Source organism: Aeromonas sp. S12(2024) (assembly GCF_041402305.1).
Lineage (GTDB): Bacteria > Pseudomonadota > Gammaproteobacteria > Enterobacterales > Aeromonadaceae > Aeromonas > Aeromonas veronii.
Genome location: NZ_JBGLRB010000007.1, coordinates 178,330 through 189,726, shown reverse-complemented (window position 1 = coordinate 189,726; position 11,397 = coordinate 178,330). Strand labels below are relative to the sequence as shown.

12 protein-coding genes and 4 tRNA genes are annotated in these 11,397 nt (G+C 54.7%); all 16 read right to left on the bottom strand.

Annotated elements, in window-relative coordinates; translation table 11 throughout:
• Positions 1-30: 30 nt before the first annotated feature.
• A tRNA-Val gene (locus tag ACB035_RS09530) sits at positions 31-106 on the bottom strand.
• Between the two features lie 16 nt (positions 107-122).
• Positions 123-198 (bottom strand) — tRNA-Lys (locus ACB035_RS09525).
• Positions 199-222: 24 nt separating this feature from the next.
• Positions 223-298 (bottom strand) — tRNA-Val (locus tag ACB035_RS09520).
• A 31-nt stretch (positions 299-329) separates the two neighbouring features.
• Positions 330-405: transfer RNA gene (locus ACB035_RS09515), tRNA-Lys, on the bottom strand.
• Between the two features lie 174 nt (positions 406-579).
• Entirely contained in the window at positions 580-1,380 is an 801-nt protein-coding gene (gene ybgF, locus ACB035_RS09510; protein ID WP_064341673.1) for a tol-pal system protein YbgF, read from the bottom strand.
• A 158-nt stretch (positions 1,381-1,538) separates the two neighbouring features.
• Positions 1,539-2,063, bottom strand: a complete 525-nt coding sequence (gene pal / locus ACB035_RS09505) for a peptidoglycan-associated lipoprotein Pal (RefSeq protein WP_005304908.1) — start codon at positions 2,061-2,063, stop codon at positions 1,539-1,541.
• 49 nt (positions 2,064-2,112) lie between these two features.
• The gene (gene tolB, locus ACB035_RS09500; RefSeq protein ID WP_005335728.1) at positions 2,113-3,438 is read right to left on the bottom strand and encodes a Tol-Pal system beta propeller repeat protein TolB; all 1,326 of its coding nucleotides are present in this window, start codon (positions 3,436-3,438) and stop codon (positions 2,113-2,115) included.
• 95 nt (positions 3,439-3,533) lie between these two features.
• Positions 3,534-4,667: a cell envelope integrity protein TolA gene (gene tolA / locus ACB035_RS09495; RefSeq protein WP_201911802.1), complete on the bottom strand. Its 1,134-nt coding sequence runs from the start codon at positions 4,665-4,667 to the stop codon at positions 3,534-3,536.
• A gap of 5 nt (positions 4,668-4,672) precedes the next feature.
• Entirely contained in the window at positions 4,673-5,119 is a 447-nt protein-coding gene (tolR, locus tag ACB035_RS09490; protein WP_005335733.1) for a protein TolR, read from the bottom strand.
• Positions 5,119-5,796 carry a protein TolQ gene (gene tolQ, locus ACB035_RS09485; protein WP_213324849.1) on the bottom strand — a complete coding sequence of 226 codons (678 nt, stop codon included), beginning with the start codon at positions 5,794-5,796 and terminating at the stop codon, positions 5,119-5,121. The genes tolR and tolQ overlap by 1 nt, the downstream gene beginning before the upstream one ends.
• A 1-nt stretch (position 5,797) precedes the next feature.
• Positions 5,798-6,205, bottom strand: coding sequence for a tol-pal system-associated acyl-CoA thioesterase (gene ybgC / locus ACB035_RS09480; RefSeq protein ID WP_005335737.1), 408 nt, complete (start codon positions 6,203-6,205; stop codon positions 5,798-5,800).
• A 105-nt stretch (positions 6,206-6,310) separates the two neighbouring features.
• Positions 6,311-6,622 (bottom strand): cyd operon YbgE family protein, encoded by a 312-nt coding sequence (locus ACB035_RS09475; RefSeq protein WP_235657032.1) that lies wholly within the window; start codon positions 6,620-6,622, stop codon positions 6,311-6,313.
• Complete coding sequence (gene cydX, locus ACB035_RS09470; RefSeq protein ID WP_005304933.1) at positions 6,609-6,725, bottom strand: cytochrome bd-I oxidase subunit CydX; 117 nt, start codon at positions 6,723-6,725, stop codon at positions 6,609-6,611. Before cydX ends, ACB035_RS09475 begins: the two co-directional genes overlap by 14 nt.
• Before the next feature lie 14 nt (positions 6,726-6,739).
• Positions 6,740-7,876, bottom strand: a complete 1,137-nt coding sequence (cydB, locus tag ACB035_RS09465; protein WP_371167154.1) for a cytochrome d ubiquinol oxidase subunit II — start codon at positions 7,874-7,876, stop codon at positions 6,740-6,742.
• 11 nt (positions 7,877-7,887) lie between these two features.
• Complete coding sequence (locus ACB035_RS09460; RefSeq protein ID WP_005335743.1) at positions 7,888-9,444, bottom strand: cytochrome ubiquinol oxidase subunit I; 1,557 nt, start codon at positions 9,442-9,444, stop codon at positions 7,888-7,890.
• 934 nt (positions 9,445-10,378) lie between these two features.
• Positions 10,379-11,389: a Holliday junction branch migration DNA helicase RuvB gene (gene ruvB / locus ACB035_RS09455; RefSeq protein ID WP_005335744.1), complete on the bottom strand. Its 1,011-nt coding sequence runs from the start codon at positions 11,387-11,389 to the stop codon at positions 10,379-10,381.
• Positions 11,390-11,397 lie beyond the last annotated feature (8 nt).

Sequence of the window (11,397 nt, the reverse complement as noted above, 5' to 3'; positions counted from 1 at the left end):
CGACCCATCTAAATCATTTTTTTTACAAACTGGTGGTCGTTACTGGGATCGAACCAGTGACCCCCTCCTTGTAAGGGAGGTGCTCTCCCAGCTGAGCTAAACGACCTGGGATTCTGAAATGATGGTGGGTCGTGCTGGATTCGAACCAGCGACCAATTGATTAAAAGTCAACTGCTCTACCGACTGAGCTAACGACCCATCTAAATCATTTTTTTTACAAACTGGTGGTCGTTACTGGGATCGAACCAGTGACCCCCTCCTTGTAAGGGAGGTGCTCTCCCAGCTGAGCTAAACGACCTGGGAATTCTGTCTCCACCTAGTGGATAAAATGGTGGGTCGTGCTGGATTCGAACCAGCGACCAATTGATTAAAAGTCAACTGCTCTACCGACTGAGCTAACGACCCTCACCACGACCAGTTCCGACTGCATTACTGCTTCGGCTCTGACGGCGGCCTATATTACGGATTTAAATTTCCGGTGCAACAGAAAATTCGTAATTTAAATCCGTTTGCTCACTGTGCGTACAAATGCAGGCTGTTTTTACAGTAGCGTTACGAAAACAGTGACATACAGCAATGTTACAGCTTGGCCAGACTCTGTTTGGCCAACTGGGCTGGCGAGGTGTTGGGATAGCCCTTGATCACCTGCTCATAGAAGGATTTGGCTTCCGCCTTCTTGCCATCCAGCTGCGCCAACATACCCAGCTTCAGCAGCGCATCGGCTCGCTTGGGGGATTTGCTGTATTTGTTGGCCACGGTCGAAAACTGGGCCGAGGCACCGGCTCTGTCACCCTTGTTGAACAGCAACTGGCCGAGCCAGTAGTGTGCATTGGGAACATAGCCCGAATTGGGGTACTGCTTGATGAAGCCCTGGAAAGCCGGAATGGCTTTGTCGTAGTTCTTCTCTTTGAGCACCATGTTGACCGCTGCGTCGTAGGCCTGGTTCTCATCCTGATTGGTTGAGTAATTGGCGGCAGCAGCCGGTGTGGCAGCAGCAGGGGCCGGGGCGGCTGGAGCAGCTTGCTGGCTGCTGGCAACCTTGTCGAGCTCCTGGTAGAGCTGACGCTGGCGCTCTTGCGACTGTTCCATCTGGTAGGTCTGCTGCTCCAGCTGACCGCGCAGTTCGGAGACCTCCCCTTGCAGGGAGTCGACCTGTTGCTGCAATTCAGCTTGCAGTCGCAGACGGGCATTGAGGGTGCGCTCCAGCAGGGCAACCCGATCTTCCAGGCTACCGGTGGGCACGATGGCACCGTTGTTGCCACTAAGGACAACGCCACCACCCGAGTCACCGCCCAGATCGCTGACAGGAGCCGCAGCTTGCGCATTCAGAGCAACCATGACGGCCAGCGCAACGACAGCTTGCTTGTACACAGATTTCATTCGGATCAAACCTTAGCGTTTAGTACAGATAAAACGGCCAGCGCCATCGTCGCTCGCATATGCAGATTTCATTCGGATCAAACCTTGGCGTTTAGTGCAAATAAAACGGCCATCGAAATGGCCGCTTGCATATAAACGAACTTCGTTCGGTTTAAACCTTAGTAAACCAGAACCGCGCGGCGGTTTTTGGCAAAGGCATCCTCGGTGTGGGACATGTCCAGCGGCTTCTCTTCGCCATAGCTGACGATGGAGAGCTGCTCGGCCTGCACACCCAGGGTTTGCAGATACTTGGCAACAGCCTTGGCACGACGCTCGCCCAGGGCGATGTTGTACTCCGGAGTACCGCGCTCATCGGCGTGACCTTCGATCAGGACTTTAACGCTCGGGCGCTCGCGCAGGTAGCTGGCGTGGGCATCCAGCAGATCAGCGTACTGACCCTGGATATCGTAACCGTCGAACGGGAAGTAGATCACGTTGTCACGCTGCAGTGCTTCGAACTTCTGACGCATCTGCTCTTCCGGGGACAACATGCCGTTGGCGCCGCCGGTTTGTACACCGCCCATGCCGTCGGTCATACCTGATTCAGCGCCAGCGGCGTCGGAATCAGAAGAAGAACTACAAGCGGCCAGGGTGAACAGTGGCAGTGCGATGGCCAAACCCTTGAGCAGTTTATTGAGTTGCATGCTATTTCCTTAAACCTTTATAACAAAACAAAAAACAATTGGATTTTTATCAATTCAAGAAGGGCGACCAAGCTGGTGCACGAATTTCACCGCTACTGGTCGGAAGCACAGCCTTGAAGCGACCATCAGTCGACACCAACGCGAGACTCTTACGACCCTGATAGATGGTGGCATAAATGATCATGCTGCCATTGGGAGCCACACTTGGCGACTCATCCAGAGCACTCTGGGTAAGGACCAACAGGGCATTGTTTTCCATGTCCTGACGGGCAATACGATACTGTCCCTGAACACGGGTCACCATCACCATGATTTTGCCATCAGGAGTGATGGATGCACCCTGGTTGGATTCACCTTCCCAAGTCATCCGGCGAGTCATACCAGTCGCCAAATTTACGCTATAAATCTGGGGTTTGCCACCACGTTCAGAGGTGAACAACAAATTTTGCCCGTCCGGCATCCAGGAGGGTTCAGTGTCGATCACACGGCTGGTAGTGACGCGGGTCAGCTGCTTGCTAGCGACATCAACCACATAGAGGTTCGGTGAACCATCTTTGGAGAGAACGATAGCCAGACGACGACCATCCGGAGACCACTCCGGCGCCCCGTTGATACCGCGGAAACTGGTGATCAGGCTGCGCTGCTGGGTGTAGATATCCTGCACGTAGATTTCGGACTTCTGGTTCTCGAAGCTCACATAAGCCAGCTTGCTGCCATCCGGCGACCAGGCCGGAGACATCAAGGGCTCGCGGGAGCGCAGCAGGGTCTTCTCGTTGTAACCGTCGTAATCAGAAATACGCAGCTGGTACGGGAACTGGGTACCCTGCTGTACGGAGACATAAGCCAGACGGGTCAGGAAGGCACCGCGCTCGCCAGTCAGACGCTCATAGACGATGTCGGAGATACGGTGGGCAAACTGGCGCATCTGGGCACCCGGGATGGTCGCCATACGGCTATCCAGGATGTAACCGTTGCTCTCGCCACCTTGTGCCTTGGCCAGCTGGCCTTTCAGCACATCGACCAGCTCGAAGTTCACCTTGTAGGTGCCGTCACCGACTGCCGAAATGGAACCCACCACCACGGCTTCAACCCCTTGGGAGGCCCAGGGAGCGAAGTTGATCTCGCTGCTGCTGCTCGGGGTTTGCGGCATCTGGCCACGGGCCAGCGGCTTGAACTTGCCGCTGCGCATCAGGTCGTTGGAGACCACTTCCGCGATGTCCTGCGGCAACTGCCCGTTACCTTCCCACTTGAAGGGGGCGACGGCGATGGGGCGTGCGCTATCAATACCGCCGGTGATGACGATGTCCAGGGCCGCCTGAGCACTCTGGCCCAGCAACAAACAGCCAACCAAAGCAAAAAATACTTTTCTGATCATGGCTTAAATACTCGGTTCCAATATAGATGAGAGGTTAAATTCCTTTCTCGGCAAGAGGTTGCCAACCGGAGGCAAGCAACCTCGTTTTATCACGCTTAGATACTCGGTTCTAACTTCAGGTTAAATTCCTTCAACATCTCGAATGCCGCAGGGTCCTTGGGCACAGGCAGTTGATTGGCTTTCAGAACAGCCGCCTTACCGGAACGACAAACCGCCGGGTCACCCTGGCCGTTATCTACCGATATGACAAAGCCACTGCTCGCAAGACGTACGCCGATAGTACATGTTTTGCCCCGCATGGTGGGATCCAAAATCATATACCGCTCAACAGTGGCCTTGATGAGCGCCGCATATTTGTCGACTTCGCCCTGGGCTGCTGCCGATGCCGCCTGACTGCGAGCATTGGCCTCAGCCGACAGCTGCTGCTGCATCATCTCTTCCATCTCTTTTTGCAGCTTGGCCTGCTCGGCGGCTTTACGCTTGCGCTCAGCCGCGATCTTGGCCTGCTTTTCGGCCTCTGCCTTGGCTTTCTTCTCTGCGTCAGCTTTTGCCTTTTTATCAGCCTCTTCCTTGGCCTTCTTCTCGGCCTCGGCTTTGGCTTTTTTCTCTGCTTCTGCCTTGGCTTTCTTCTCGGCTTCGGCTTTGGCCTTCTTGTCAGCTTCCGCTTTCTTGGCCTTGGCTTCTGCCGCCTTGGCCTTCTCTTCAGCCTCTTTCTTCTCTTGTTCCTTTTTCTTCTTCAGCGCCAACGCCTTGCTCTCGGCTTCCGCCGCTTTACGCTCGGCTTCAGCCTTCTTGGCCTTCTGTTCTTCCAGCTTGCGGGCTTCCTCGGCTTTTTGGGCCTTCTCTTCCGCCTGCTTCTGCTCGGCAACCTTCTTCTGCTTCTCGGCCTCGGCCTTGCGAGTCGCCTCTTCGGCCTGCTTGCGCTTGGTCTCGGCGATGCGAAGCTGCTCCTGTTTCTGAGCCAGCTCGCGCTTGGCGAGATCCGTGTCTTCCTTATCCTTCTCTTTCTCTACCTTTTGAGGCTTGGGCTGAGATTTCTGCTGCTGGATCTGCTTGGCCTGCTCGTTGAGGAAGTTCTCATCGAGCATGACAGCATTGACGATCTGCCCCTTCGATTCGGGTCGTTTCGGTTTGCTGAAATCGAGCCCGACAAACAGGATGATGCCGATGATCAGGTGCAGCAGAAACGACGCGATGAGATAACCGGAAATACCACGCTTCACATCCATCTCCGTTAGTTCACCGGATCTGTCATCAGGCCAACCTGAGGCACACCCGCATTCTTGAGGGCCACCATCAACAGGATCACCTCTTCGTAGCGCACGGCCTTGTCACCCGCGACCACCACGGGGGCATTCTGGTTGATCGCCAGATAGCCCATGGCTTTTTCGGTGATGTATTGCTGCATCGCCTCTGGCGTGCCGCTTGGCACCGGCTCGTCATCGGCTTCGCCAGCCTTGATGACATACTCGCCTTCGGTATTGACGCTGACGATGAAGGGCGGCTTGGCATCTTCCGGCAACTGCTCGGACTCAGCCTGTGGCAGATCCACCTTGACCCCTTGCGTGATCACCGGCGTGACCGCCATAAAGATGATAAGCAGCACCAGCATGACGTCGATATAGGGAACCACGTTGATCTCGGCCACCTTCTTGCGCCGGATCCGCTGATAGGTTTGCATTACTGATCACCCTGCTGCTGTGCAATTTGACGGTTCAGAATGGTGGTGAACTCGTCCATGAAGTTGGCGTAGGCGTTCTCCAGCCGCTCGACCTTGTTGGAGAAGCGGTTGTAGAAGATAACCGCCGGGATAGCGGCAAACAGACCCATGGCGGTGGCGATCAGCGCTTCCGCGATACCCGGTGCCACCATTTGCAGGGTGGCCTGCTGCACCTGACCCAGGGCGATAAAGGCGTTCATGATCCCCCATACGGTACCGAACAGACCGATATAGGGGCTGATGGAGCCGATGGTCGCCAGCACCGGCAGGTTGGATTCCAGATCGTCCACCGCGCGGGAGAGGGAGACGCGCATGGCGCGGTAGGTACCATCCATCACCGCATCCTGACCACGGGCACCGGCCTTGAGCAAGCGGGCATACTCCTTGAAGCCGGAGTAGAAGATATCTTCCATGCCTTCGATGTCATCGCGGCGGGAAGAGGACTCCTGATAGAGGCGATTGAGATCGACCCCTGACCAGAAGCGATCTTCAAACTGTTCCGATGCAAGATTGGCCGCCTTGATCGCCTTTGAACGCTGGATAATCAGCGCCCACGAGACAATAGACATGCTCATCAGGGTCATCATGACCAGTTTTACCAACAGGCTGGCTTGCCAAAACAGGCCAATAAACGAAATTTCAGCGTGCACTTAACAGCACTCCCTTGATTTTTTCAGGTATAGCTACAGGTTTCATTTGCGGATGACTGACACAGGCTATCTGTACCATGGCCTGGGTGATCAGTCGTCCATCAGCCGCCAGGATCTGCTGCGAAAAGCGCAGGGATGCGCGTTTCACTTCAATCACTTGCGTTAATACATTCAATAGTTCATTAAAACGGGCCGCCGAGCGGAAATCGATCTCAGTTCGGCTCACCACGAAGGCATATCCCTCCTGCAGCCAGACGTCCTGTTCGACCCCTTTGGCACGAAGAAACTCGGTGCGAGCACGTTCCATAAACTTGAGATAATTGGCGTTGTAGACGATGCCCCCGGCGTCGGTGTCTTCGTAGTAGACACGCACCGGAAACTCAAAGACTTCCCCCATAACAATCTGTGATCCATTCGACAGTGAGATGGGGGGCTATCATAGCGCAGGGCTGAATAGGAAAGAAGCAGGGGGAGACAGGGAAATCCTGCCTCCCCCCGTTTTTTATGAAAGGAAATATGAATGTGTCAGCCAGAGGCCATACAACAAACTGGGCCAGGCGAGCCAGGGGTTGAACAGCACACGTCCGGGCAGGCTTTTCAGATGAAAGCCAAGCCCGTTAAGTACGCCACAACAGACGGCCCACATCAGCCAGGGAGCAAGCCAGAGACCATGCTCGCTGGTGTTGGCCGCGATCAGATTGGGGGCCTGTAAAATAGCGACGGCCAACAAGGCCGCCGCGAGTAACATCAACCCCTGCCACGGCTGCCGCTCCAGTGGAGCGGCCAGGCTGGCGAGTCGATCACTTGTTTTCATCGATCTGACGATCCATGTTCTCGGTGTGTTCCAGCCACAGCGCATTGATGATGCCAAATGCACAGGCCAGCAACAGCCCCAGGATCCAGGTGAAATACCACATTGTCAGCGCACCTCTTAATAGAGAGATTGTTGGTTATCTTCGATGTGCTTGTTGGTTACCCGGCCAAACATCTTGATGTAAGTCCAGATGGTGTAACCCAGCACAATCGGTACGAAGATCGCTGCAGCCACAGTCATCACCTGCAAGGTGTTGAAAGAGGCGGTAGCATCCCACATGGTCAGGCTCAGTGACGGCTCAAGGCTTGAGGGCATCACGAACGGGAACATGGAGAAACCGGCAGTGAGGATGACCCCGGCAATCGCCAGCGAGGAGCTGGTAAACGCCAGCCAGCCGATGTTCATGCGGGCAAACAGCGCAGTCAGCAGGCTCATGGCCAGGCCCAGTACAGGGGCAACCACCATCCACGGATAGAGGGTGTAGTTGTTCATCCAGGCACCAGCCTGCAGGACAACTTCCTTGTTCATCGGGTTGGATACCGCGTCAGTCGCAGCAGCCTTGACGATGACATACCCTTCCATACCGCTTACCCACCAACCCGCTGCAGCAAACAGCACCAGGGTCACCAGTGAGCAGATCATGGCGGCAGTGCGGGAACGCGCCAGCACTTCACCGTCGGTCTTCATCATCAACCAGGTTGCGCCCTGGGTGAGCAGCATGAACAGGCTCACCAGACCAGCCAGAATGCCGAACGGGTTAAGCAGGCCAAAGAAGTTGCCGTGATAGGTCAACATCATGAACTGGTTAAACTCGAACGGAACGCCTTGCAGCAGGTTGCCAAAGGCTACGCCAAAGACGATGGGCGGCACGGCACTACCGGCGAACAAGGCCCAGTCCCAGTTGCTGCGCCATTTGGCATCAGCACGCAGGGAGCGGTACTTGAAACCGACCGGACGCAGGAACAGCGCCATCAAGGTCAGGATCATGGCGATGTAGAAGCCGGAGAAGGTCGCGGCATACACCATCGGCCAGGCGGCGAACAAGGCGCCACCGGCAGTGACCAGCCACACCTGGTTTCCTTCCCAGTGCGGCCCCATGGTGTTGAGCATCACGCGGCGCTCGACATCTTTCTTGCCAACGAACGGGAGCAGTGCGCCTACCCCCATGTCGAAGCCGTCAGTGATGGCAAAACCGATCAGCAGTACGCCGACCAGAGCCCACCAGATGACACGCAGAGTTTCGTAATCAAACATGGTCGCTCTCCTTATGCCTTGATCTGTTCAAAGTGATACTTGCCAGTCTTCAGGCTGCTGGGGCCAAGACGGGCATACTTGAACATCAGGTACATCTCGATAACCAGAAGTACGGTATAGAACAGGCAGATACCGATCAGAGAGAACCAGATCTCGGCTGCAGGCAGGTTGGATGCAGAGAGGGAAGTCGGCAACACCTCTGCAATGGTCCACGGTTGGCGACCATATTCAGCCACAAACCAGCCAGCTTCAATAGCGATCCACGGCAGCGGGATACCCCACAGCAGACCCTTGAGCAGCCACTTGCGCTTGCCGATCTGGTGGCGGGCACTGTCATAGAAGGCCATACCAATCAGCACCAGCATCAGCATGCCAACGGCAACCATGATGCGGAAGGCGAAGAACAGCGGCAGTACCTGCGGGATGGAGTCATCCACGGCGGCCTTGATCTGCTCGTCGGTAGCATCGGTCACGTTGCTGGTGTAGCGCTTGAGCAGCAGACCGTAGCCCAGATCCTGTTTCACTTCGTCGAAGCGAGCGCGGGTCTCGTCAGACTTGTCACCGGATTGCAGCTTGGTCAGCAGGTCGTAAGCGGTCATACCGTTACGGACGCGCAGTTCGTGCTCGCTCTTCAGATCCTTCAGACCGGTGACCTGACCGTCCAGAGAACGGGTCGCGATAATGCCCAGCGCATAGGGGATCTTGATGGCGTAGTCGGTGCGCATCTCTTCCTGATTCGGAATACCGAACAGGGTAAAGGCGGCCGGAGCAGGTTCAGTTTCCCACTCAGCTTCGATAGCGGCCAGTTTCACCTTCTGCACTTCACCTGTCTCGTAACCGGATTCATCACCGAGGATCAGCACGGACACGATGGAAGCCATACCGAACGCAGCGGCAATGGCGAAGGAGCGACGGGCAAACGCCACATCACGATTCTTCAGCAGGTAGTAGGAGGAGATACCCAGCACAAACATGGCGCCACAGGTATAACCAGCCGCCACAGTGTGGACGAACTTGACCTGAGCAACCGGGTTGAGCACCACGTCAGCGAAGCTCATCATCTCCATCCGCATGGATTCGAAGTTGAACTCGGCACCGACCGGGTTCTGCATCCAGCCGTTGGCGACCAGGATCCAGAGGGCGGAGAGGTTGGTACCCAGCGCCATCAACCAGGTGGCAGCCAGATGCTGATGCTTGCTCAGACGATCCCAACCAAAGAAGAACATACCGACGAAGGTGGACTCCAAGAAGAAGGCCATCAGCCCTTCGATAGCCAGCGGGGCCCCGAAGATATCGCCGACATAATGGGAGTAGTAAGCCCAGTTCGTCCCGAACTGGAACTCCATGGCCAGACCTGTGGTGACCCCCAAGGCAAAGTTGATACCAAACAACTTACCCCAGAATTTGGTCATGTCCCGGTAGATGGTGTTGTTGGTCATCACATAGACGGATTCCATGATCGCCAGGAGAAAGGCCATTCCCAGCGTCAGGGGTACAAACAAAAAGTGATAAAGGGCCGTCGCAGCGAACTGGAACCGCGATAGGTCTACCACATGCTCAGCAATCATGATGTTTCCTCACCGATTATTGGCACGGCTATTTTAAGTTTTAAGCACAAAGCTTCCGTTGGAGGTTATCGAATGAGCCTTATTGGGACGTGTCACAACAAAACGCGTTCAGCAACCACTGGCATTAACAACAAGGCAATACGAGAACACAAATAAAGCTAATGTTTAACAATTCCAAAACAATCAGCCTAAATTTATTCTCGCCCATGATGACCGGGTTTTTATATCACCTTTATTTGATTGAAATCAATGTAAAAGGACCCGCCATACATGGCTTTGAAAGGCATTTTTAATCTATTTCACGATTATTGACGCGAGCCAGATCACAAAACACGATAAAGCGTAAAACATTGATTTAAATCAATTTAAGAATTTAACATCCCGCCACTCGGTTTAATTTGAAAAGCGTGAATGACGCGCCTTTTTCCATGTTATCCGAGTCAGGCAATCTGATTCGAAAACTCAATTTAAAATTGCAAAGAATGCATACTCATGCGAGCCAATTTCATCAATAAAAACATTAGATAAACTAATTTGAAGAGTGCAATTTTTCTTGTTTGCCGGGGTCGATTCGAACTCCTACAATGCGCCTCGCAGTGAGGGCATACCCTTGGATACAGGCCGGTTAATCCGGGTTCACGGTACGTATTCGACGATCAATTTGAACCTGTCTATTGGAATCGAAGATGAAAAAGTTTGTTGCTAAAACCATCCGTTACTACAAGCTTTCCTTTGTTCAGCTCTATCAACTGAACCGACTCTGAGAGCTCGCGACGGCTCACCTGTTTATTTTCCGGTCTGTGTCCAGACGCACTCACTGTCTGTGAACATCCATCCTGAATTGTCTTTGCCCACCGCATCCGCCGTGGGCTTTTTTTTGCCCGGATAATAAAAAACCGCCTTTGACGGCGGTTTCATGTTCAAACGACTGTTTTTACTTCTCATCTGGTCGCTGAAGACCGAAATGAGCGTAGGCTCGTGTGGTCGCAATCCGTCCTCTGGGTGTACGTTGCAGATACCCTTGCTGGATCAGATAAGGCTCCAACACATCTTCGATAGTATCTTTCTCTTCCCCGATCGCGGCGGCCAGATTATCGAGACCCACCGGGCCCCCCATAAACTTGTCTATCACAGCCAACAATAACTTGCGGTCCATGAAGTCAAAACCTTCGTTATCGACATCCAGCATGTCCATGGCGCGGGCAGCAATGGGGCCGTCGATGCGGCCATCGGATTTCACCTGGGCAAAGTCGCGCACCCGCCTTAACAAACGGTTAGCAATCCGCGGCGTGCCGCGAGAGCGACGGGCGACCTCAATGGCACCATCTTCCGTCATGTCTAGCCCCAGACAACGGGCACTGCGGGAGACGATATCGGTCAGGTCCTTGACGTTGTAGAACTCCAGCCGCTGGACGATACCAAAGCGATCCCGCAGCGGGCTGGTGAGTGAACCGGCCCGGGTGGTGGCGCCAATCAGGGTAAAGGGAGGCAGATCCAGCTTGATGGAGCGAGCTGCGGGTCCCTCCCCGATCATGATGTCGAGCTGGTAATCCTCCATCGCCGGATAGAGCACCTCCTCCACCACCGGGCTGAGGCGATGGATCTCGTCGATGAACAGCACATCGTTCGGTTCAAGGTTGGTGAGCAGCGCCGCCAGATCCCCTGCTTTCTCCAGTACCGGGCCGGAGGTGGTCTTGATATTGACCCCCATCTCGTTGGCGACGATGTTGGCGAGGGTAGTCTTGCCCAGACCCGGCGGGCCGAAGATCAGCAGGTGATCGAGCGCTTCACCCCGCTGACGGGCCGCTTCGATAAAGATCTCCATCTGCTCGCAGACGGTATCCTGACCGGTGTAATCAGCCAGCTTCTTGGGGCGGATAGCCCGGTCAATAATGTCATCCTCACGGGCGGCACTGGCCGAAATGAGTCGGTCTGCTTCAATCATCAACTACC

Bases quoted from the DNA above. Each gene is read 5' to 3' on its own strand.
- ybgF (WP_064341673.1), bottom strand. From the start codon at position 1,380: ATGAAATCTGTGTACAAGCAAGCTGTCGTTGCGCTGGCCGTCATGGTT.
- pal (WP_005304908.1), bottom strand. From the start codon at position 2,063: ATGCAACTCAATAAACTGCTCAAGGGTTTGGCCATCGCACTGCCACTG.
- tolB (WP_005335728.1), bottom strand. From the start codon at position 3,438: ATGATCAGAAAAGTATTTTTTGCTTTGGTTGGCTGTTTGTTGCTGGGC.
- tolA (WP_201911802.1), bottom strand. From the start codon at position 4,667: ATGGATGTGAAGCGTGGTATTTCCGGTTATCTCATCGCGTCGTTTCTG.
- tolR (WP_005335733.1), bottom strand. From the start codon at position 5,119: ATGCAAACCTATCAGCGGATCCGGCGCAAGAAGGTGGCCGAGATCAAC.
- ybgC (WP_005335737.1), bottom strand. From the start codon at position 6,205: ATGGGGGAAGTCTTTGAGTTTCCGGTGCGTGTCTACTACGAAGACACC.
- ACB035_RS09475 (WP_235657032.1), bottom strand. From the start codon at position 6,622: ATGAAAACAAGTGATCGACTCGCCAGCCTGGCCGCTCCACTGGAGCGG.
- cydX (WP_005304933.1), bottom strand. From the start codon at position 6,725: ATGTGGTATTTCACCTGGATCCTGGGGCTGTTGCTGGCCTGTGCATTT.
- cydB (WP_371167154.1), bottom strand. From the start codon at position 7,876: ATGTTTGATTACGAAACTCTGCGTGTCATCTGGTGGGCTCTGGTCGGC.
- ACB035_RS09460 (WP_005335743.1), bottom strand. From the start codon at position 9,444: ATGATTGCTGAGCATGTGGTAGACCTATCGCGGTTCCAGTTCGCTGCG.
- ruvB (WP_005335744.1), bottom strand. From the start codon at position 11,389: ATGATTGAAGCAGACCGACTCATTTCGGCCAGTGCCGCCCGTGAGGAT.